Source organism: Streptomyces sp. NPDC001493 (assembly GCF_053597235.1).
Window position 1 is genome coordinate 40,792 of record NZ_JBSFHV010000006.1, and the last position, 21,497, is coordinate 62,288.

Below are 21,497 nucleotides of genomic sequence, written 5' to 3' on the forward strand. Positions count from 1 at the left end.
GGGGGGCGGGTCACCTGCTGTTTACCGTCACGGAACCGGGATCGAAGCCGAAGGGCAGCTCCAGCCGGTGGGCGCGCATGAGTTCCTCGTCGAGGAGGAGGTCCTGCGTACGGTCGTCGGCGGCGATGACGCCGTCGCTGAGGATGACCGAGCGGGGGCAGAGCTCCAGGGCGTACGGGAGGTCGTGGGTGACCATCAGGACGGTGACGTCCAGGGAGCGGAGGATGTCGGCGAGTTCGCGGCGGGAGGCCGGGTCCAGGTTGGAGGACGGCTCGTCGAGGACGAGGATCTCCGGCTCCATGGCGAGGACGGTGGCGACGGCGACGCGGCGGCGCTGCCCGAAGGAGAGGTGGTGCGGCGGGCGGTCGGCGTACTCGGCCATGCCGACCTGGGTGAGGGCGGCGGTGACCCGGGCCTCCAGTTCGGCGCCGCGCAGCCCGGAGGCGGCGGGGCCGAAGGCGACGTCCTCGCGGACGGTGGGCATGAACAGCTGGTCGTCGGGGTCCTGGAAGACGATGCCGACGCGGCGGCGGATCTCCGCGAGGTTCCGCTTCTCGACCGGGAGCCCGGCGACGCGGACGGTTCCGGCGCCGGCGTCGAGGATGCCGTTGAGGTGGAGGACGAGGGTGGTCTTCCCGGCGCCGTTGGGGCCGAGCAGCGCGACGCGTTCGCCCCGGGCGACGGTCAGGTCGACACCGAAGAGCGCCTGGTGCCCGTCGGGGTAGGCGTAGGCGAGGCCGCCGACTTCGAGGGACGGCGGCACGGGGGCGGGGGTCTGACCGGCGGGGGTCTGACCGGCGGGTGTCGGGCTGTTCATGTGTTCATCCCAGCAGACGTGCGGAAGGGGAGGGAAAGGTGCGGGGTGCGCGTCCGGCGGTCACAGGGCCCAGCCGAGGAGGCAGACCGCGAGGGCGGGCAGCGGGAGCGCCGCCGCGTACGCCCACTGGGCGCGGGAGGCCGTCACCCGGTCGATGACCGGCATGGTGCCCGCGTACCCCCGGCTGACCATCGCCAGGTGGACCCGCTCGCCGCGTTCGTAGGAGCGGATGAAGAGGGCGCCCGCCGACTTGGCGAGGACGCCCCACTGGCGTACGCCGCGCGCCTCGAAGCCCCGGGAGCGACGGGCGACGGACATCCGGCGCATCTCGTCGGTGATGACGTCCCCGTACCGGATCATGAACGACGCGATCTGGACGAGGAGCGGCGGCAGCCTGAGCTGCTGGAGGCCCAGCAGCAGGGCGCGGAGCTCGGTGGTGGAGGCGAGGATCACCGAGGCGGCGACGCCGAGGGTGCCCTTGGCGAGGACGTTCCAGGCGCCCCAGAGACCGGCCACGCTCAGGTGGAGGCCGAGGAACTCGGTCCGCTCCCCCGGTACGACGAACGGCATCAGCAGCGCGAACGCCACGAACGGGACCTCGACGACCAGCCGCTTCAGCAGGTACCCGGCGGGAATCCGGGCCACCGCCGCGACGGCGGCGAGCAGCACCGCGTACAGCGCGAAGGCCCACACCGCCTCGCGCGGGGTGGAGACCACCACGAGGACGAAGCAGAAGACGGCGGCGAGCTTGCAGTGCGGGGGCAGCCGGTGGACGGGCGAGTGCCCGTGCCGGAAGAGCCGGTGCGCGTGGCCGGAACCCATCGGACGCCTCAGACCTTCTCGGCGAGCGGTGCGGCGGCCGGTCCGGCCGCCGGGGCCGCGCCGTCGTCGCGGCGGCGGCGGATCGCCCAGAACACCGTGCCGCCCACGACGACGGTGACGCCGACGCCGATGACCCCGGCGAGGCCGCCGGAGAGGCGGGCGTCGTCCACGTCCTTCACGCCGTAGTCGGCGAGCGGGGAGTCGGCGGAGGCGTGCTCCTTGGCGTTCCGGTCGATGCCCTTGTCGGCGGCGACCTTCTCCAGTCCGTCGGGGCTGGAGGAGGCGTAGTACGAGACGAAGCCGGCCAGCACGAGGGCGGTGAGCAGCCCGGCGGCCAGCAGACCCCGGGTGGAGCGGGACGCGACGGCGACCGCGGGCTTCCCGGCCCTGGCGGGCTTCCCGGCGGCCTTCGCGGGTGCGGCCGGGGCGGCGTCGATCAGCTGCCCGTCCACCCGGAGTTTGAGCGGGTTGGCGAAGCCCTTGGCGCCGTGCACCAGGTCGGGGCGGACCGCGATGACGGCGCCGACGGTGGCGGCGGTGATGACGGCCTCGCCGATGCCGATGAGGACGTGGACACCGACCATCGCGGTGAAGACCTTGCCGATGGAGATGTCGGTGGTGCCGCCGATCCAGTAGATCAGCGTGAAGACGACGGCGGCGGCGGGCACGGAGACCAGCGCGGCGACGAAGGAGGCGACGGTGACGGTGGACCGGCGGCGCGGCAGGGCCCGCATCAGCACCCGGAAGACCACGTACGCGACGACGGTGGTGGTCACGCCCATGTCCAGGACGTTGACGCCGAGGGCGGTGAGGCCGCCGTCCGCGAAGAGGATGCCCTGCATCAGCAGCACCACGGTGACGCAGAGGACCCCGGTGTAGGGCCCGACGAGTATCGCGGCCAGCGCCCCGCCGAGGAGATGCCCGCTGGTACCGGCGGCGACCGGGAAGTTCAGCATCTGCACGGCGAAGATGAAGGCGGCCATCAGCCCGGCGAGCGGGGCGGTGCGCTCGTCCAGTTCACGGCGGGCGCCGCGCAGGCTGACCGCGACGGCTCCCGCGGCGGCGACTCCGGCGGCCACGGAGACAGGTGCGTTGATGAAACCGTCGGGTACATGCATGGGAAGGCTCCGCTTCTGCGGGGTCGGCGGGGACAGGGGTGCGGGCAGGGGTCTGCGACCCGGCGCGGACCGGAACCCGCCAATCATAGGGCGTTCTTGCGAACTATGCGCAAGAGCGCATGTTCCACATTTACGAACCGCGCACGCGCCGTGAAATATGGGACATTGGATTGCAAAGCGGTAATAACAGGAGGAGTCGGCCGATGTCCCCCGTGATCGAAGAACACACCCGGGCCCGTCTCATCACCGACGGTCCGCTCACCCGCCCGGTCCCGGTCGACCTGCGCTACGACGCCGACGCCGAACCCGGCACGGTCCACCTCGTCTTCGACGGCGGGGCCGACTGGGCGCTCCGCCGCGACCTGCTGGAGGACGGCATGAACACCCCGGTCGAGAGCGGCGAGGTGCGCCTCTGGCCCGCCGGGCGGGCGCAGCTGGTGCTGGAGCTGCACTCGACCGGCGGAGGCGGGGTCGAGGTATTCCAGATCGAGAACGCGGCGCTCCAGCGCTTCCTGGGCCGCACCCACGCCGAGACAGCCCCGCCCGCCGCCGCCGGGCGCTGAGCCCCTCGCGCGGGAAGACCTCCGCCGGAAACCCGCCGCCCGCACCCGTTGACCCGTACTCGTACGTACGACGAAAGCCCCGCCGCCCCGTACTCGTAACTACGGCGAAAGCCCCCGTGCCGCTCGCACGGGGGCTTTCTGTCGCACCGGCACCCGTCCCCACAGATGTCGGCGCACCCGGTGCCGCGCCCCGCTCAGGCGCGGCACCGGAGTCCGGTGGGGCCGCCAGGGCCGTGGGCCCGGCGGCCGCCGGGGATCAGACCCGGCTCAGCTCGCGCTCGCCGCCGGTCGGTCCCTCGCCGCCGCCGGTCCCGGCGGGGACGTGCTTGGCCAGCCCCTCGCCCTCGACGTCGACGTTCGGCAGGACGCGGTCCAGCCAGCGCGGGAGCCACCAGGCGCGCTTGCCCAGCAGGGCGAGCACGGCGGGGACGATCGCCATGCGGACCACGAAGGCGTCGAAGAAGACGGCGATCGCGAGACCGAAACCGATCATCTTGATCATCGACTCGGTGGCACCGATGAAGCCGCCGAAGACCGCCATCATGATGACGGCCGCCGCCGTGACCACACGGGCCCCGTGCTTGAAACCGGTCTCGATCGCCTGGTGCGGGGTCTCGCCGTGGACGAACGCCTCCCGCATCCGGGTGACGAGGAAGACCTCGTAGTCCATGGCCAGGCCGAAGACCACACCGACCATGAAGATCGGCATCATCGACATGATCGGGCCGGTCGTCTCCACACCCAGCAGCGACGCGAGCCAGCCCCACTGGAAGACCGCGACGACCGCGCCGAGCGCCGCCACGACCGAGAGCAGGAACCCGAGGGCCGCCTTCAGCGGGACGAGGATCGAGCGGAAGACCAGGATCAGGAGGAGGAAGGCCAGGCCGACGACGAGCCCCAGATACGGGATCAGGGCGTCGTTCATCCTCTGCGAGAAGTCGATGTTCATCGCGGTGGCCCCGGTGACCAGGACCTCGGCGCCGGTTTCGCCCTTGATGTGCTCACCCGCGTCGCGGATCGAGTGCACGAGCTCTTCGGTACCGGCCGAGCTGGGCCGGTCCTTCGGGATGACCGTGATCGTCGCGGTGTCACCGGCGGGGTTGAACACGGCCGGGGTGACGGCGGTGACATGACCGAGGGACTCGATCTCGTCGGTGACCTGCTTCACGGCGGTCTTGCCGTCCGAGCTGTGCTGGGTGTCGACCACGACCATCAACGGCCCGTTGAAGCCGGGGCCGAAACCGTCCGACAGCATGTCGTACGCCTGACGCTGCGTGGTGCTCTTGGGCTGGGAGCCGTCGTCCGGCAGGCCCATCTCCAGCGAGGCGGCCGGCAGCGCGATGGCACCGAGGCCGAGGACGCCGATCACCAGGACCCACACGGGGCGGCGCAGCACGAACCGGGCCCAGCGGGTCCCGCCGTTCGGCCTGGCGTCGGGACGGTTCGCGGCGGCCGCGGCGTTGCGCGCCTTGCGGCCCATGATCCGCTTGCCCGCGAAGCCCATCAGGGCCGGGACCAGGGTGAGGGCGATGAGGACGGCGACGACGACCGTGCCGGCGGCGGCGAGGCCCATCTTGGTGAGCATGGGCACGTTGACCACGGAGAGGCCCGCGAGCGCGATGACGACGGTCAGCCCGGCGAAGACGACGGCGGAGCCGGCGGTGCCGACCGCCCGCCCGGCGGCTTCCTCGCGTTCCCGTCCCTCGGCCAGTTCGGCCCGGTAGCGGGAGACGATGAAGAGCGCGTAGTCGATGCCGACCGCGAGGCCGATCATCATCGCGAGGGTGGAGGTGGTGGTGCCGAGATCCAGCACGTTCGCGAGTGCCGTGATCGACGCGACACCGATGCCGACGCCGACGATCGCGGTCAGCAGCGGAAGTCCGGCGGCCACGAGCGAGCCCAGGGTGACGACGAGCACCACTCCGGCGAGGACGATTCCGATGACCTCGGTGGCGCCGCCTTCGGCGCCCGCTTCGAGCGCGTCACCGCCGACGGCCACGGTCATCCCGCTCGCCTCGGCGTGGTCGCCCGTCTTCTCCAGGGCGTTCTTGGTCGCGTCGGTGAGGCTGGTGGACGCGGCGTCGTAGGAGACCGTGATGTACGCGGTCGAACCGTCCTTGCTGACGGCGTTGGCCGTGAACGGGTCGGTCACCGAGGCGACCTGGTCGGAGCCGCTCTTCAGCTCACCGACGATCTTCTCGACCTCGGCCTTGTTGGCCGCGTCGGTCATCTTCTGCCCGTCCGGGACCTGGAAGACGACCCGGGCGGTGGCGCCGTCCGCGTGGGAGGCGGGGAAGCGCTGGTCCAGCAGGTCGAAGGCCTTCTGCGCCTCCGTGCCCGGTATGGAGAAGGAGCTGGCCGCGGGGGTGGCCGCGGTGGCGGCACCGACGCCGGCGATGGCCAGCAGGGCGAGCCAGATGAGGGCGACGTAGCCCCGCTTACGGAACGCCAAGCGCCCGATTTTGTAAAGGAATGTGGCCACGGAGGCGGACTCCCGGTCAAGTCGTGTGCGGGAAATTCGGCATGAGGAACCAGCCCGACGACGAGAGCGGCGTGTCAGGTGGAGCGGTGGGGAGCGGACCGCCGGGGAGCGGCCGGGGACGTCAGACGCCGAGGGCCTGGAAGACCACGGAGTCGACATATTCGAGGAGGAAGGCCTGGTCGACAGGGCGGCCGTCGACCAGTTGCCGGGCGGCGAACGCGCCGATCAGCATGTGGGGTACGTATTTGAGCGCCGGGTTGTCCGGATTCAGCTCGCCCCGCTCCACACCCCTGCGCAGCAGCAGGGCGAGACCGGAGAGCTCCGGTTCGACCAGCAGCTCGCGCAGGGCCTGGTGCAGATCGGGATTGTCGTGGACGGCACGGCTCAGACCCCGCATCAGCGCGGAGTCCTGTTCCATGCGACAGTCGTCGGTACGGGTCACGACGGCGAGGAAGTCTCCCCGCACCGAGCCCGTGTCGATGTCGGCCAGCCGCACCGGCTTGTTGTGGCGCATCGCCGTCACCACCAGCTCGGGCTTGCTCCTCCACTGGCGGTAGAGGGTCGCTTTGCTGGAGTGGGTGCGGGCCGCGACGGCGTCCATGGTCAGGGCGTCGTAGCCGACCTCACGGAGCAGGTCGAGGACGGCCGCGAACAGCTCGCTCTCGCGTTCAGGCGTGAGCCTGGTGCGTGCCACGGGCGCCGACCTCCTTCCGTACTCCGGTCCACGGCTCGCTCACAGGAACGAAACCGTTTCGTACACATGAGCCTACGCCGACCGGCAAACGAAACGGGACCGTCTCGCTTGTGGGGAGTGCCACACGTTTTCTGCGTCACAAGTTGCCCCGGACCCCGCGCACCGAAAGCATGGGTGGGGTGAGTGACGACGTCGCGTATCTCCGTTTCCCGCACCTCCACCAGGACTTGCTCTGCTTCGCGGCCGAGGACGACCTCTGGGTCGCCCCCCTCGCCGCCGCCGGGCACCGGCCGGGCCGCGCGTGGCGGCTGACCGCCGACCGCACCCGGGTCAGTCACCCGCGCTTCTCCCCCGACGGGAGCCGCATCGCCTACACGACCTGGCGCACCCTCGACCCCGAGATCCACCTCGCCCCGGTCGACGGCGGACCGGCGCGCCGCCTCACCTACTGGGGCTCGACCGACGCCCGGGTCTGCGGCTGGACCCCCGACACCGGCGAGGGCGCGCAGATCCTGGCCGTCTCCTCGCACCGCCAGCCGTTCTCGTACTTCTCCTGGGCCTACAGCGTGCCCACCGACGGCTCTCCCGGCGGGCGCCTGCCCTGGGGCCCGGTCTCCGACATCGCCGTCGCCGACATCGACGGCGAGCGCCGCACCCTGCTGCTCACCGGGACGCCGCCGCACGAGCCGGCCGCGTGGAAGCGGTACCGGGGCGGCGCGACCGGGCGGCTCTGGCTGCACGGACAGCGGCTGCTGCCGGACATCGGGGGCCATCTCGACGCCCCGATGTTCGTCGGCCGGCGGATCGCGTTCCTCTCCGACCACGAGGGCGTCGGCAACCTCTACTCCTGCCTGATGGACGGCACCGACCTGCGCCGCCACACCGACCACGACGCCTTCTACGCCCGCCACGCCTCCAGCGACGGCACCCGGGTCGTCTACCAGTGCGCCGGGGACCTCTGGCTGGCCGAGGACCTGGAGGACCCGGCCGCCACCCCCCGGAAGCTGGAGGTACGCCTCGGCGGCCCGCGCACCGGCCGCCGTACGTACCAGGTGCCGGCCGCCAGCCACGTCCGCTCGCTCTCGGTGGACGAGACGGGCCGGGCGAGCGCGGTCAACGTGCGCGGCTCGCTGTACTGGCTCACCCACCGCGACGGCCCCGCGCGCACCATCACCGACACCCCGGGGGTACGGGTCCGGCTGCCGGAGATGCTCGGCAGCGGCGCCAGCGTCGCGTACGTCACCGACGCGGACGGCGAGGACGCGGTGGAGATCGCCGCCCTGCCCCGCGCCACCGGCGACCGGCCCACCCGCAGGCTCGCCTCCGGGCAGCTGGGCCGGGTGCTGGAGATGGTCTCCGACCCGGAGGGCGAACGCCTCGCCATCGCCTCGGACGACGGGCGGCTGCTGCTCCTGGACACGGACGACCCGGCCGAGGCGGATGCCACGGCGGCCGCGGGAGCCTCGGGAACGGGCACGTCGGCGGACGGTACCCCGGCGGGCACGGAGCCGCCGGGGTCGGGGCCGGGCGGCTCCACCCGGGCGGACGTGTTCCGCGCGCGGGCGGCGGGGGTGGTCGAGGGCGCCGAGCGGGCCGAGGCGGTCGAGGCGACGGCGGTGGCCGCACTCGCCGAGACCTCGGGGGCGGACGGGACGGGCGGGCCGGTCAAGGCTCCGGAGGCCACGGGTGAGGCACCCCCGCCGCCGCCCCCGCCGCCCCCCGCCCAGGTCACCGAGCTCATCCGCTCGGTCAACGGCCCCGTCCGCGACCTGGCCTTCTCGCCGGACGGCGCCTGGCTCACCTGGTCCCACCCGGGCATCGGCCGTTCGCTGCGGCAGATCAAGCTGGCCCGGATCTCGGGGCCGGGCGCGCCGGTGATCGTCGACGTCACCAACGGCCGTTTCGAGGACGAGAATCCGGTGTTCACGGAGGACGGCCGGTACCTCGCGTTCCTCTCCTGGCGCGGCTTCGACCCGGTGTACGACGTGCACACCGGCGACCTCTCCTTCCCGCTGGGCTGCCGCCCGTACCTGGTGCCCCTCTCCTCCGCCACGCCGTCGCCGTTCGCGCTCTCGCCGGACGGCCGCCCGGCGGCGGGCGGGCTCGATCCGCTGGACCTCCCCGAGACCGGTGCGGGCGAGGGCGGCACGGCACCGGTCACCGTCGAGTTCGAGGGGCTGGAGAACCGGGTGGCGCCGTTCCCGGTCGCCGCGTCGAAGTACTCCGCGCTGCGCCCGGTGAGCGGGGGCGGACTGGTCTGGCTGCGGTGGCCGATCTCCGGGGCGCTCGGCGAGACCTTCGCCAACCCGGCGGACATGTCGGGCCGGCCGACGCTGGAGCACTTCAACATCGCGAAGGCCCGCAAGACCGAACTCGTCGACCACCTCGACTGGTTCGCGGTCAGCGGCGACGCGACCCGGCTGGTCGTCATGGACGACGGGGAGCTGCGGGCCGTCCCGTCCAACGAGTCCGGCGACAGCGACTCCACCACCTACCTCGACCTGCGCCGCATCCTGCACGAGGTGGACCCGGCGGCCGAGTGGCGGCAGGCGTACGACGAGGCGGGGCGCATCATCCGCTCGTACTTCTGGGAGCCGGACATGTGCGGGATCGACTGGTCGGGGGTGCTCGACCAGTACCGTCCGCTCCTCGAACGCGTCTCCTCCCCCGACGAGTTCGCCGATCTGCTCCGCGAGGTCCTGGGCGAGCTGGGCACCTCCCACGCCTACGTCTCCCCCGCCCGCCGCAACGAGGGACCCCCGCACTACCAGCGGGCGATCGGCCTGCTCGGCGCCAACTTCACCTGCCGGGACGGGGCCTGGACCATCCGGCGCGTCCTGCCCGGCGACTCGTCCGACTCCAAGGCCCGTTCCCCGCTCGCCGGTTCGGGCATCCGGGAGGGCGCGGTCCTCACCCACGTCGACGGCCGCCCGGTCGACCCGGTCACCGGCCCGTACCCGCTGCTGACGGCGGCGGGCGGCACGACGGTCGAGCTGACCTTCCTCCCGCCGGGCGGGCAGGGCCGCCCGCGCCGCGTCGCGATCATGCCGCTGGTCGACGAACGCCCGCTGCGCTACCAGGACTGGGTGGCCAAACGGCGCGAGGTCGTACGGGAGTTGAGCGGCGGCAAGTGCGGCTATCTGCACATCCCGGACCTCGGCGGGTCCGGCTGGGCGCAGTTCAACCGCGACCTGCGGATGGAGGTCTCCCGGCCCGCGCTCATCGTGGACGTACGCGGCAACGCGGGCGGCCACATCAGCGAGCTGGTGGTGGAGAAGCTGACCCGGAAGATCCTCGGCTGGGACCTGACCCGCAACGCGCAGGCCGTCTCGTACGCCTCGAACGCACCGCGCGGACCCGTGGTGGCGCTCGCGGACGAGGCCACCTCCTCCGACGGCGACATGATCACCGCCGCGTTCCGGCTGCTGAAGCTGGGCCCGGTGGTCGGTCAGCGCACCTGGGGCGGGGTGGTCGGCATGACCGGGCGCCACCGGCTGGGCGACGGCACGGTGATCACGGTGCCGATGAACGCGGCCTGGTTCGACACGTACGGCTGGTCGGTCGAGAACCACGGGGTCGAGCCGGACATCGAGGCGTTGCGCACCCCGCTCGACTGGGCGGAGGGCCGGCACGCGGTACTGGACGACGCGGTGCGGCTCGCGCTGGAGCTGCTGGAGGAGCAGCCCGCGGCGACCCCGCCGACGTACGACGCGGTACCGGACCTGCGCAGGCCCCCGCTGCCCCCGAGGTGAGGGGCTGCCCCGAGGTGTCGGGGCGCCCCCCATCGGAAGGAAATCCGGAGTACGCACGCGGAAGAGGCGCATCCTGTCGTCCGGATGCGCCTCTCCCACGTGCCCACCGGCCGGGGCCGGTCAGGACTTCAGGCCGTCAACGGTCGAAGCGCTCGCGGGCGTTGTCGGCCGCGTCGTCGGCGCGGTCCTTCAGGCCCGGCTTCCCGTCGCGGTCGCCGGCGGCCTTGGAACGGTCGCGCGCGGCGTCCTTGCCCTGGCCGGACTTCTGCTTGGCCTGGTCGGCGAGTTCCTGCGCCTTGTCCTTGAACTGGTCTGCGATACCCATGCTGTTCACTCCTGCGGGGTGCGTGGGGTCTGGGGAGTCCGCCCCGTGAGGGGCGGCCTCGCTCAGCCTCGCACGGCCGGACATACCGCGCATTTTGATCATTGACGCTCCGCGCCGGCCCGCGTGTCGCTCCGCGCCGGCCCGCGTGTCGCTCCGCGCCGGCCCGCGTGTCGCTCCGCGCCGACCGGCGTGTCGCCCCGTCTCCGGGCCGGTCAACGACGGGGCGTGCGCGCCTCCGTGTCCGCCGCTCCACCGGCTCCCACCAGCCCCTTGGGGATGGCGTCGAGCCGTGAGGCGAACCGTTTCATCTCTCGCGCCCCGACCGTACCGATGAGCGAGGGCAGATAACCGCGCACCGACTGCGTCCCGCGCAGCCACCACTGCGCGTAGACGTGCGAGGAGCGCCGTTCGATACCGGCGACGATCCGGTCGACCGCCGGGCCCAGCGGGTAGGTCCGGTTGGCGGGCCAGGGCAGCCGGCCCCGCAGCTCCCGCATGACCTCGTCCTGGTCCGCGCCGCGCACCATGTCGGTGTCGGTCCAGGAGAGGTAGCCGACACCCACCCGTACGCCCCGGTAGCCGACCTCGGCCCGCAGACTGTGCGCGAACGCCTCGACACCCGACTTCGAGGCGCAGTACGCGCTCATCATCGGCGCCGGGGTGATCGCGGCGAGCGACGCTATCTGCAGGAAGTAGCCGCGGCTCTCCATCAGCACGGGCAGGAACGCCCGGCCGGTCACCGCGGAGCCGATCAGGTTGACCTCGATGACCCGGCGCCAGGCCACCGGGTCGGAGTCGACGAACGGCCCCCCGGTGGCGACCCCGGCGTTGGCGACGACCACGTCCACCTTGCCGAAGCGGGCCTTCACCTCCTGGGCCACCTGCTCCATCGCCTCGTGGTCGGTGACGTCCGCGTACCAGTGGGCGCTCTCGCCGTACAGCCGCTCCGAGACCTGCTTCAGCTCCTCGGGCTCCAGGCCGACGAGGGCCAGCGTGGCGCCGCGCGCCGACAGCTTGCGGGCGAGCAGCTCGCCCACGCCGCGGGCCGCGCCGGTGACGACGACGACCTGTCCTTCGAGGCTCCGGCCGGTGCTCATACGACGTCCTCCTTCTCGTTCGTGGCGGTCCCGGTGAGGTGACCGGCGACAAGTTCGCGAATCTTCGCGGTGACGGCTTCCGGTGCTTCGAGCGGCGTCATGTGCCCCATGCCCGGCAGCTCGGTGAGGCCGAGGAACTCCGGCAGGGCCGCCGCGAGCGCGCGGGCGTGCGCGGGCGGGGTCATCCGGTCCTCCAGCCCCACCAGCACCGCGGCCGGAACCCGCAACTCGGGTACGTTCAGGTCGAGATCGAGCTCCGAGAGCACACGCCCCCAGGCCGCACGGGCCTGCCGGGGGCAGGCGTGCACGATGCGCGCGCAGACGTCCACCCGCTCGGGCGACGAACCGGGGCCCATCGTGGCGTACTTGAGCAGGCTCCGGGTGACGGGCGTGACCGGCCCCAGCGGGAGGGACGCCCGCAGCAGCGCCCGGGTCCCGCCGGTGCGCGCGGCCCCCGGCAGCGGGAACACGCGGGCCTCCTCCGCCAGCCGCCGGCTGCCGGTGCTGCACAGCAGGACGGCGGCGGCGTGCTCCCGGAACCGGGGGCGGCGGGCGGCTGCCATCAGGGTCATCCCGCCCATGGAGTGCCCCGCGAGCACCGCCTTGCGGCCGGGCGCGAGGGTGGCGGCGAGCACCGCCTCCAGGTCGTCGGCGAGGGCGTCCGTGCTGTGCCCGCCGGGACCGACGTCGGGGCTGCCGCCGTGCCCGCGCTGGTCGTAGGCGATGACCCGGTGGCCGGTGGCGAGGGCGGCGATCTGGGCGGCCCAGAACCGGGTGCTGCACGTCCAGCCGTGCGCGAGGACGACGGCGGGCGCCTCCTCGGGGCCGTGCAGCTCGACGTGGATGCGGGAGCCGTCGGCCGAGACGGCGAAGAGCGTCCGCACGGGTACGGGCACGAGGTTCCCGGAACGCTGTCGTACGGGTCGTGCACTCATCGGGCCGCCTCCTCCGTCACGGGCCGGTCCGGGCCGGCGGGCTTCGTGTTCTGTCCTGTCCGCTGTGCGGCCTTCGGCCCCTGGGAGGGCTTCCCGGAGCCGCCGGACCTCTGGGCGACCACCGTAGGCGGCCGTACGGTCGCGGGGGCGCGGATCACGTCGTACTCCGCCAGATCGACTGACCTGGTGGCGCGGCGGAAGTCCGCCGTGGTACCGGGCCAGACGGTGGTGTTGCGGCCGTTCTCGTCCAGGTACCAGCTGGTGCAGCCGCCCGTGTTCCAGACGGTGCGTTCCATCCGCCGCTGGACGCGGTCGTTCCACCCGTCGACCGCGGCGGGGCGCGCGGCGAGCGCGGTGCCGGTGCCGAGCACCTTCAACTGCCGCAGGTAGTCGGCCATGTAGTTCAGCTGGGACTCGATCATGAGGATCATCGAGGAGTTACCGAGCCCGGTGTTCGGCCCGATGATGGTCATCCAGTTGGGGAACCCGGCGGCGGTGGCACCGCGCAGCGAGCGCATGCCGGTCTTCCAGCTCTCGGCGAGGGTGATGCCGTCGGCGCCGACGACCCGTTCGGCGATCGGCATGTCGGTGACGTGGAAGCCGGTGCCGAAGATGATGGCGTCGACTTCGGTCTCCGTACCGTCCGAGGCGACGAGTGTCGACCCGCGCACCTCGGCGAGGCCGGAGGCCACCACGTCGACGTTGGGGCGGGCGAGCGCCGGGTAGTAGGTGCTGGAGAGCAGGATGCGCTTGCACCCGATGCGGTACGACGGGGTGAGCTTGGCGCGCAGCGCCGGGTCCTTGATGGCCCGCGCCATGCCCGCCTTCGCCAGGGACTCGATCAGGCCGAGCCCGTCCGGGTACTTCGTGAAGGCGCTGACCTGCAACTCCCGTATCCCCCACAGCAGTCCGCGCCGCGCGGTGCCGGTGGCGGGGACGGTGCGGTGCAGCCACCGCTCGGCCTTTCCGATGGCCCGGTCGACGCGCGGCATCACCCAGGGAGGTGTCCGCTGGAAGAGCGTCAGGCGTCCCACTTTCGGCTGGATGGCGGGGACTATCTGGATGGCGGAGGCGCCGGTGCCGATCATCGCGACGCGCTTGCCGGCCAGGTCGTAGTCGTGGTTCCAGCGGGCGGAGTGGAAGACCTCGCCCGGGAAGGTGCCGAGCCCGGGGACGTCCGGCACCTTCGGGTCGGAGAGCGGCCCGGTCGCGGAGACGACGACGTCGGCGACGATCGTCGTGCCGTTGGCGCACTCGATCACCCAGTTGAGCGACTCGGTGTCCCAACGCATCACCGTGACCTCGTGGTTGAGCCTGAGGTGCGGCCGGATGCCGAAGGTGTCGGCCACCCGCTCCAGGTACGCGCGTATGTGCTCCTGACCGGAGAAGGTGCGCGGCCATTCGGAGTTGGGGGCGAAGGAGAAGGAGTAGAGGTGCGAGGGCACGTCACAGGCGCACCCGGGGTACGTGTTGTCGCGCCAGGTGCCCCCCACGGAACCGGCCCGCTCCAGGACGACGAAATCGGTGATGCCTTCGCGGCGCAGCCGGACCGCGGCCCCGAGGCCCCCGAATCCGGATCCGATCACCGCCACCCGTACGTGCTCGTGCTGGGCCATGCTGCCGCCTCCCGCGGTACGTCACACGACACTGCCAGCAATCACTGGCACCTTTCGGAGAGTAGAGCAGGCGCGTACTGATGGGTAGAGGGCAGAGCAAGGAAGTTACCGGCGGTACAACACGGCGCCGGAGCGCACGCCCGCGCCCGCGCCGTCGCCCGCACCGCCGTCACCGGGCGCCGGGAGCCCCGCTCACCATCCGGTGCGAAGTCGTAAGGTTCGCTCTGTGGCCGAAGGACATGAGCAACGCGAATACCGCATGGAGGAGCTGGCCGAGGAGGCCGGCATCACCGTGCGGACCCTGCGCTTCTACCGCGAGCGCGGTCTCATCCCACCGCCCCGCCGCGAGGGGCGCATCACCTGGTACGACAGCCACCACTTGGCACGACTGCGCACCATCACCGGCCTGTTGGAGCGCGGCCACACCCTCAACGGCATCGCCGACCTCGCCGCCACCTTCGAGAGCGGCCGCGACGTCGCCGAGGTACTGGGCCTGGGCGAGCCCACCGAGGAGACCCCGGTCCGGCTGACACCGGAGCAGCTCGCCGACTACTTCGAGGGCGAGGTCACCCCGGAGAACCTCGCCACCGCCCTCGACCTCGGCTACCTCGCCACCGACGGCGACGAGATCGTGCACATCAGCCGTCGCCTGCTGGAGGTATCGGCCGAACTGGTGCGCGAGGGCGTCCCGTTGGCCACCGTGCTCTCCACCGGCCGCCGCATCCGCGAGCACGCCGAGGCCCTGGCCGAGATCTTCGTCCGCGTCATCCAGGTGCACGCGGCGGACAGCCCCATCGACAAACTCCGCCCGCTGGCCCGCGCGGTCGTGGACGCCGAGCTCTCGATGGCCCTGGACCGCCGGCTGCGCGAGGCGGACGGGGACGAGCGGGCACAGCACGAGTCGTCCCGTTGAATCCTCCCTGGCCCCAGGTCGTGTGTCGGAAGTGGCGCCGTCCGCCCGGAGGGCGGGACAGGCGGGACTTCCGACACACGGCCTAACCGAGGTAGGGAGTCGGCCGGTTCTCCAGGAAGTGCCGGACCCGCAGCCGCTGGGTGTGGTGCATGGGGAGCGCGTCGACGTCCTCGGGTGCCACGAACCGGAGTTCGGTGCTCTCGTCCGAGAGGGCGAGGGTGCCGCCGACGACCCGGGCGGTGAAGCACACGTTGAACTGCCGGCGCACCTCCCCGTCGCTGTACGCGATGACGTGCCGGGGGTCGGTGTACGTGCCGACGAGCCCGGTGATCTCGACGTCCAGCCCGGTCTCCTCCTTGACCTCCCGAACTGCCGTGCCGGGCAGGGAGTCACCCATGTCCATGCCCCCGCCCGGCAACGCCCACAGACCGTTGTCCCGGCGCCGCTGGAGGAGCAGGCGGCCGTCCGCGTCGGTGACGGCCGCGGAGGCCGCCACGACCAGGCTGTTCGACCGCGGGGCGTCCGGGTCGTCGTCGTACTCGGTACGGGCCACTGGGCTCAGTGCTCGTACACCACCGTCACCGGCGCGTGGTCGCTCCACCGCTCCGGGTGGGTGGCCGCGCGCTCGACCCAGGCCTTGACCGCGCGGGCCGCGAGGCCGGGCGTCGCCACCTGGTAGTCGATCCGCCAGCCCGCGTCGTTGTCGAAGGCGCGGCCCCGGTAGGACCACCAGGAGTAGGGGCCCTCCTGGTCCGGGTGGAGGGCGCGCACCACGTCCACGTACGCGGCCTCGTCGAGGACCCGGGTCAGCCACTCCCGCTCCTCCGGGAGGAAGCCGGAGTTCTTCCGGTTCGACTTCCAGTTCTTGAGGTCGGCCTCCTGGTGGGCGATGTTCCAGTCGCCGCAGACGACGACCTCGCGCCCCTCGGCGGCGGCCCGCTCCTTGAGTCCGGCCAGGTAGGGGAGGAAGGCCGCCATGAAGCGCTCCTTCTCGTCCTGCCGCTCGGTGCCGACCTCGCCGGAGGGCAGGTACAGGCTCGCGACGGTGACGCCCGGGAGGTCGATCTCGGCGTACCGGCCACTCAGGTCGAACTCCTCGGCGCCCTCGACCCCGAACCCGCCGAAGCCGATCTGTACGCGCTCCGGCGCACGCCGCGAGTAGAGGGAGACGCCCGCGCGCCCCTTGGCGGCGGCCGGTGCGTGCACGACGTGCCAGCCCTCGGGCTCCCGCACCTCCTCGGGGAGCTGGGCCGCCTCCGCGCGTACTTCCTGGAGGCACACGACATCGGCCCCGGTCTCCGCGAGCCAGGGGACGAAGCCCTTCTTCGCGGCGGCGCGGAGCCCATTCACGTTGACGCTGGTGACGGTAAGCACCCCAAAACAGTACCCAAACACAAGCTCGTACATATGTACGCTTACTCGCGTGAATATTCAGCGCCGGTCGTACGACCACCCTGACGCCGTCAAGCTCAACGACGAGGTCCAGCTCGAATACATCGAGCGCTACCAGGACGGCGGCGACCAGACCTACCTCGATCCCACCATGTTCGAGCCTCCCAACGGCCTGTACCTGCTCGCCTACGACGAGCGGGAGCGCCCGGTGGCGACCGGCGGCTGGCGCGCCATGGAGCAGAACGAGGAGGGCTACGCCGACGGCGACGCCGAGGTCAAGCGGATGTTCGTCATCCGCGAGGGACGTGGCCAAGGTCTCGCCCGCCGCATCCTCGGCCTGCTGGAGGAGGACGCCCGCGCCGCCGGCCGCACGCGCATGGTCCTGGAGACCGGCAACAAGCAGCCCGAGGCCATCGCGCTGTACACGTCGAGCGGGTACACGGTCTGCGAGAAGTTCGGCCACTACCGGACGTACGAGAACAGCATCTGCATGGAGAAGCCGCTCCAGGAGTCCTGACCCGCCACGTGCGCCGCGCGGTCCTCAGTCGCGCGGCCTGAACGGCCGGTCCGGCAGCGGCGCAGACATCACCCCCAGGAGCCAGCGGGCCACCTCGTCCGCACCGATCGTCACCGTGGCCGGGGTCCACGGCGCGAACGGGAACCCGCAGTCAGTCGAACTCCATGCCGAAATAGGGATCGGGCTCGCCCGTGTACGGGTCGATGCCCGACTCCCAACACCGTTTCTCCTCGCGCCAGTGGACGAAGTGCGGTGCGGGCTCTCCCCAGAGGGACGCGTCGCTGAGCGGGCACTCGTCGAAGCCCTCGACGAACAGACGACGGAGGAACTCCGCCATTCCGCAGTCGTAGATCTTCCAACGGGGACAGCCGTGCCGTTCCCAGACGACGACCGGCCACGAGTCGGGGTCCTCATCAGCGGCGAGCCAGCCCAGGATGTCGGCTCCGCAACTGCCACCCCAAGCGATGACGGAATCCGCGCCGGCGCTGACGCCTTCGGGCCCGCCTTCGGTCTCCCACAGCCGCCGCATAAGGGCTGTCTCGCCCGCCATACTCCCGAAGCCCGGGCCGTCCGGTGCCCGCACAGCCGCTTCGGGGACGAAGACGCCGAACGCGCCGCCTATGTTTCCAGCGCCGTAAGTGGCCATGAAAGCTGTGTAGTCGGACGGAAATCCGACGCCCCAGGCTCGTCGCAGCACGTCCCAGTCCACCCGCTCGTCCGCACCGTCCTGCGCCGGCATGACGGACAGAAGCGCCGCAAGGGGTGTTTCGTCAGACCGCATGGATCCTCCTGCACCGTGATCGTTCGGGTGCAAGGTATCCGCCGCCACCGACATCGCCTCGCTGCCCGAGGCGATGGACACCGAAGCGGCGACGTCGATGTGATCACAGTCACTCCCGGACCAATCCGAAACCAAGGCGGATTCGCCGCCGGAGAGCCGTCCGATTTCGGACACCACTCAGGGCGCACCCCACAAACGCCAAGATCCCGCCCGGTCTTCCGACCGGACGGGATCTTGTGACGTTCACGAGAGCTACTCGCGAACTGTCGTCTGTGGACCTGTGGGGATTTGAACCCCAGACCCCCTCGATGCGAACGAGGTGCGCTACCAGACTGCGCCACAGGCCCTTGCGACGAGTGAAACTCTAGCACCCTCCAGGGGGTGCTTGGAAATCCGTTCCCCCCTGGTCAGGGGTGCCGGGGTTCCCGGGCCCTCCGGCCCGGGACCTCCCCGGGCCCAACTCCCTTGCCCCGGTGGTCATTCGTTGGCGGCACGGGGTCGGTCCTCCTCGTCGTCGTACTGGTCGAAGAGAGGGGTACGGCCCCGGTCGCGGGTGCGACGGGCGTCGGGCCGGCGGTGCGGGGTCTGGTCCACGTCGGGGACGGCCGGGTCCGGCAGGGCGGGCTCGGCGGTGCTGGAGCGGGCTGCGCTCCAGGTCTCCGGGTCGTTGACCTCGACCCCGCCGGAGGCGCGCGGGGCGACCGGGGCGGTGACGTAGGTCGGCAGCGGGACGGGGACCGGCTCCCAGCTGTCGCCCTGGACCCGGCCGCGTTCGCGCTGCTGGTCCACCCACTCCGCGTGGTCCGTCTGCTCGACGAGCGCCCGGCGGCCGGCCTCCTGCGGGGAGACGGTCGGTACGGGGACCGGGTCGGCCGGGTGGTGCGCTTCGGGCTCCTCGTCGGGCTCGACCGCGGGCGCCGCCGGCTGCTGGTGGCGGCGCGGACGGTTCTCGCGCAGCCGCTGCGCCGCGTCCTCGGCCCGGCGACGGTCCATGGTGAAGGCGAACCGCCTCCGCTCCTGGGCGCGCAGGTGCACGATGTAGGCGCTGAGCATCACGGCCGGTGCGGCGGGCGCCCAGAGGAAGGCGAGGCCGCCGACCGCCGCGACGATCGCGCCGGCGGTGAAGACGAGGAAGAGGACGCTGGTGGTGCGCCTGCGCCGGGCCAGCACCTGGGAGCGCTGGGCGCGGCGGACGCGCTCGGCGTCCTCGGCGCCGCCCCGGGCACGCTGCGCGGAAGGCGCGGCGCGCTGCTCCGGGGGCCGCCCGGCGGACGGGCGGTTCGCCGCGGGGCGGTTCCGGGGGTCGCTCCGCTCGTGGCCCGAGTGGCCCGAGTGGGCGGAGTGGACCGGATGCGCCGGGTGCGCCGGGTGCGCCGGGTGCTCCACCGCCGGACGTCCGGCCGCACGCTCGGGGGCGTGCGCCGGATCGAGGATCCTGGCTTCGGTGTGCGCTCCGGGCGCGGCGAAGGCCCGGACGTCGACGGAGTCCATTCGGTCCGTCTCGGCGTCCGGGTCGACGACCGGTTCCGCCTCCTCGGCGCCGCGTTCCCGCAACTCCTTGGCGTAACGACGCTCCATCGCCGCCCGTCCGGACAGCAGCCGGATGGCGGTGCTGAAGCGTTCCGTCGGACGGGCTTCGTTGAGTTCGTCCTGCCTTCGGAGCCACATCGGCACCAAGTAGGCGGCCCAGGCCCCGACGATGACTGCGTAGATGAGGCCGCTGCTGCTCACGCTCACACCGTAGAGGGGTTTGCACGGCGGCATCCGCCAATTGCCACGGTGTGTCGCACGATCAGGCTGATATCGCGGGCCTTTTTTGTGATTGTTCAGACCAACGAGTGACGCCGCGAGTGCTTAATGCGACGACGAGCCGTTCAATTCGAACATACATTTGATTTACGGGGTTGGCGGATTCGTTCTCGGTCTCGACCGGTGCCAGCGCCGGAGCAGACCGTCCATGGCCTCCTCCGATGTGAGGGCGTAGATGAGGTGGTCCCGCCAGGCGCCGTCGATGTGCAGATAGCGCGGCCTCAGCCCTTCCTCGCGGAATCCGAGTTTCTCCACGACCCGGCGGCTCGGCCGGTTCTCGGGGCGAATGCAGATCTCGATGCGGTGCAGCCCGACCCGGTGGAAACAATGGTCGGCGGCGAGAGCGACGGCGGTGGGCATGACGCCCCGGCCCGCCACTTCCCGGTCGACCCAGTAGCCGATGTGCGCCGAGCACATCGAGCCCCAGGTGATGCCCGCGACGGTCAACTGGCCGACGAGGCGGCCCTCGTACTCGATCGCGAAGGGCAGCATCCGGCCGGCTCTCGCCTCGGAGCGCAGGTGACGGACCATCTGCCGGTACGTGGGTCTGCGGATGACCGGCCCCCCGGGGACGGGCGGCGGGACGGTGGCCTCCCAGGGGCGGAGCCAGTCGCGGTTGCGGCGGTTGACCTCGCGCCAGACGGTCTGGTCCCGCAGGCGTATCGGCCGCAGGGTCACCTCGCCGTCCTTCAGGAGCACCGGCCAGAGGGGCGCGTTCAGGACGGGCTCCCGGGACGGGGGTGGTCGCCGCCGCGCAGCTGGTCGACGGCGTGCACCAGGATCCGGCCGAGGACGGCGAGTCCGTCGCGCACTCCGCCGGTCGAACCGGGCAGGTTGACGACGAGCGTGCGCCCCGCGACCCCGGCGAGGCCCCGGGAGAGCGCGGCGGTCGGTACGGCGGCGCGGTTCTCGGCGCGGATCGCCTCGGGGATGCCGGGCACCTCGTGGTCCAGCACCCGGCGGGTCATCTCCGGGGTGAGGTCGGTGGGCGAGATGCCGGTGCCCCCGGTGGTCAGGACGACGTCGTAGCCGCGGGCGATCCCGTCCCGCAGGGCCTGCTCCACCGGCTCGCCGTCCGGCACGACCCGCGGGCCGTCGGTGGCGAAGCCGAGGGCGGTGAGCCCGTCCACGAGGATCGGGCCGCCCTTGTCGGCGTAGACGCCCGCGGCGGCACGGTTGGACGCGGTGACGACGAGCGCGGTGTACGGGGCCGGGCGTCCCTCAGGGGCCGGGCGCCCCTCACCGCCGGTGGCGGCGCTCACGCGTCCGCCCCCGGCCGGGCCGGGCGCTCCCAGTCGCCGGACTTGCCGCCGGACTTGGCCTCGACCCGTACGTCGGTGATGACGGCGGCCTTGTCGACCGCCTTGACCATGTCGATCACCGTGAGCGCGGCGACGGTGACCGCCGTCAGCGCCTCCATCTCGACCCCGGTGCGGTCCGTGGTCTTCACCGTGGCGCTGATCTCGACCGCGTCGTCGGCCACGCGCAGGTCGACCTCGACGCCGGAGACGGCGAGCGGGTGGCAGAGCGGGATGAGGTCGGGGGTGCGCTTGGCCCCCATGATCCCGGCGATACGGGCGGTGGCGAGGGCGTCGCCCTTGGGGACTCCCTCGCCCCGCAGCAGCTCGATCACCCGCGGCGAGACGAGGACCCGGCCGCTGGCCCGGGCGACGCGCGCCGTGACGTCCTTCGCCGACACGTCGACCATGCGGGCGGCGCCCGCCTCGTCGATGTGCGTCAGCCTGTTCTGCGTACTCAACTCACTCCGCCTAGCGGTAGGGCGCCCGGTCGCCCGCGCGGCCGGCACCGGGGTGCGGGCCGGGGGCCCGGGGTACGTCCCCCGGTGAGGCAGCGGCAGACACCG

20 protein-coding genes and 1 tRNA gene are annotated in these 21,497 nt (G+C 72.2%); 4 read left to right on the top strand and 17 right to left on the bottom strand.

Annotated features, from left to right (window positions below; translation table 11 throughout):
• Positions 1-10 precede the first annotated feature (10 nt).
• From ACWCWD_RS11260 to ACWCWD_RS11270, 3 genes are read right to left on the bottom strand one after another with little or no spacing between them, the layout of a single operon-like run.
• Complete coding sequence (locus ACWCWD_RS11260; RefSeq protein WP_450772001.1) at positions 11-817, bottom strand: energy-coupling factor ABC transporter ATP-binding protein; 807 nt, start codon at positions 815-817, stop codon at positions 11-13.
• Positions 818-877: 60 nt separating this feature from the next.
• Positions 878-1,639, bottom strand: coding sequence for a cobalt ECF transporter T component CbiQ (cbiQ, locus tag ACWCWD_RS11265; protein WP_450772003.1), 762 nt, complete (start codon positions 1,637-1,639; stop codon positions 878-880).
• A gap of 8 nt (positions 1,640-1,647) precedes the next feature.
• Positions 1,648-2,757, bottom strand: coding sequence for an energy-coupling factor ABC transporter permease (locus tag ACWCWD_RS11270; RefSeq protein ID WP_450772004.1), 1,110 nt, complete (start codon positions 2,755-2,757; stop codon positions 1,648-1,650).
• Positions 2,758-2,960: 203 nt separating this feature from the next.
• Between ACWCWD_RS11270 and ACWCWD_RS11275 the strand changes: the two genes are divergently transcribed.
• Entirely contained in the window at positions 2,961-3,320 is a 360-nt protein-coding gene (locus tag ACWCWD_RS11275) for an SsgA family sporulation/cell division regulator (protein ID WP_450772006.1), read from the top strand.
• Positions 3,321-3,576: 256 nt separating this feature from the next.
• Here ACWCWD_RS11275 and ACWCWD_RS11280 read toward each other — a convergent pair whose 3' ends face one another.
• Together ACWCWD_RS11280 and ACWCWD_RS11285 are read right to left on the bottom strand one after the other, a co-directional pair.
• A complete protein-coding gene (locus tag ACWCWD_RS11280) occupies positions 3,577-5,802 on the bottom strand; it encodes an MMPL family transporter (protein ID WP_450772008.1) in 2,226 nt (741 codons plus the stop codon).
• 121 nt (positions 5,803-5,923) lie between these two features.
• The gene (locus ACWCWD_RS11285) at positions 5,924-6,496 is read right to left on the bottom strand and encodes a TetR/AcrR family transcriptional regulator (protein WP_450772010.1); all 573 of its coding nucleotides are present in this window, start codon (positions 6,494-6,496) and stop codon (positions 5,924-5,926) included.
• Positions 6,497-6,675: 179 nt separating this feature from the next.
• Here ACWCWD_RS11285 and ACWCWD_RS11290 point away from each other — a divergent pair, with 179 nt between their 5' ends.
• Positions 6,676-10,248 carry a S41 family peptidase gene (locus tag ACWCWD_RS11290; protein WP_450772012.1) on the top strand — a complete coding sequence of 1,191 codons (3,573 nt, stop codon included), beginning with the start codon at positions 6,676-6,678 and terminating at the stop codon, positions 10,246-10,248.
• 136 nt (positions 10,249-10,384) lie between these two features.
• Here the strand turns inward: ACWCWD_RS11290 and ACWCWD_RS11295 are convergent, their stop codons facing one another.
• The 4 genes from ACWCWD_RS11295 to ACWCWD_RS11310 all read right to left on the bottom strand — a co-directional run bounded on the left by ACWCWD_RS11295 (position 10,385) and on the right by ACWCWD_RS11310 (position 14,221).
• Positions 10,385-10,573 (bottom strand): hypothetical protein, encoded by a 189-nt coding sequence (locus ACWCWD_RS11295; protein ID WP_450772013.1) that lies wholly within the window; start codon positions 10,571-10,573, stop codon positions 10,385-10,387.
• Positions 10,574-10,785: 212 nt separating this feature from the next.
• Positions 10,786-11,670 (bottom strand): SDR family oxidoreductase, encoded by an 885-nt coding sequence (locus ACWCWD_RS11300; protein ID WP_450772014.1) that lies wholly within the window; start codon positions 11,668-11,670, stop codon positions 10,786-10,788.
• Positions 11,667-12,605, bottom strand: a complete 939-nt coding sequence (locus tag ACWCWD_RS11305) for an alpha/beta fold hydrolase (RefSeq protein ID WP_450772015.1) — start codon at positions 12,603-12,605, stop codon at positions 11,667-11,669. Before ACWCWD_RS11305 ends, ACWCWD_RS11300 begins: the two co-directional genes overlap by 4 nt.
• On the bottom strand, positions 12,602-14,221 hold the full coding sequence (locus tag ACWCWD_RS11310) for a flavin-containing monooxygenase (RefSeq protein WP_450772016.1): 1,620 nt from the start codon (positions 14,219-14,221) through the stop codon (positions 12,602-12,604). The genes ACWCWD_RS11305 and ACWCWD_RS11310 overlap by 4 nt, the downstream gene beginning before the upstream one ends.
• Before the next feature lie 259 nt (positions 14,222-14,480).
• Here ACWCWD_RS11310 and ACWCWD_RS11315 point away from each other — a divergent pair, with 259 nt between their 5' ends.
• Complete coding sequence (locus ACWCWD_RS11315) at positions 14,481-15,134, top strand: MerR family transcriptional regulator (protein ID WP_450772350.1); 654 nt, start codon at positions 14,481-14,483, stop codon at positions 15,132-15,134.
• A gap of 82 nt (positions 15,135-15,216) precedes the next feature.
• Here the strand turns inward: ACWCWD_RS11315 and ACWCWD_RS11320 are convergent, their stop codons facing one another.
• Positions 15,217-15,687 (bottom strand): NUDIX domain-containing protein, encoded by a 471-nt coding sequence (locus tag ACWCWD_RS11320; protein WP_450772017.1) that lies wholly within the window; start codon positions 15,685-15,687, stop codon positions 15,217-15,219.
• A 5-nt stretch (positions 15,688-15,692) separates the two neighbouring features.
• The gene (locus tag ACWCWD_RS11325; protein WP_450772019.1) at positions 15,693-16,508 is read right to left on the bottom strand and encodes an exodeoxyribonuclease III; all 816 of its coding nucleotides are present in this window, start codon (positions 16,506-16,508) and stop codon (positions 15,693-15,695) included.
• 49 nt (positions 16,509-16,557) lie between these two features.
• Between ACWCWD_RS11325 and ACWCWD_RS11330 the strand changes: the two genes are divergently transcribed.
• Entirely contained in the window at positions 16,558-17,043 is a 486-nt protein-coding gene (locus ACWCWD_RS11330) for a GNAT family N-acetyltransferase (RefSeq protein ID WP_450772020.1), read from the top strand.
• A gap of 151 nt (positions 17,044-17,194) precedes the next feature.
• Here ACWCWD_RS11330 and ACWCWD_RS11335 read toward each other — a convergent pair whose 3' ends face one another.
• The 6 genes from ACWCWD_RS11335 to moaC all read right to left on the bottom strand — a co-directional run bounded on the left by ACWCWD_RS11335 (position 17,195) and on the right by moaC (position 21,392).
• Positions 17,195-17,998 (bottom strand): SMI1/KNR4 family protein, encoded by an 804-nt coding sequence (locus tag ACWCWD_RS11335; RefSeq protein ID WP_450772022.1) that lies wholly within the window; start codon positions 17,996-17,998, stop codon positions 17,195-17,197.
• Positions 17,999-18,097: 99 nt separating this feature from the next.
• Positions 18,098-18,171 (bottom strand) — tRNA-Ala (locus ACWCWD_RS11340).
• 130 nt (positions 18,172-18,301) lie between these two features.
• Positions 18,302-19,555 carry a divisome protein SepX/GlpR gene (gene sepX, locus ACWCWD_RS11345; protein WP_450772023.1) on the bottom strand — a complete coding sequence of 418 codons (1,254 nt, stop codon included), beginning with the start codon at positions 19,553-19,555 and terminating at the stop codon, positions 18,302-18,304.
• A 165-nt stretch (positions 19,556-19,720) separates the two neighbouring features.
• On the bottom strand, positions 19,721-20,332 hold the full coding sequence (locus tag ACWCWD_RS11350; RefSeq protein WP_450772025.1) for a GNAT family N-acetyltransferase: 612 nt from the start codon (positions 20,330-20,332) through the stop codon (positions 19,721-19,723).
• A gap of 17 nt (positions 20,333-20,349) precedes the next feature.
• Positions 20,350-20,895 carry a MogA/MoaB family molybdenum cofactor biosynthesis protein gene (locus tag ACWCWD_RS11355; protein ID WP_450772027.1) on the bottom strand — a complete coding sequence of 182 codons (546 nt, stop codon included), beginning with the start codon at positions 20,893-20,895 and terminating at the stop codon, positions 20,350-20,352.
• A complete protein-coding gene (moaC, locus tag ACWCWD_RS11360) occupies positions 20,892-21,392 on the bottom strand; it encodes a cyclic pyranopterin monophosphate synthase MoaC (RefSeq protein WP_450772029.1) in 501 nt (166 codons plus the stop codon). Before moaC ends, ACWCWD_RS11355 begins: the two co-directional genes overlap by 4 nt.
• Positions 21,393-21,497 lie beyond the last annotated feature (105 nt).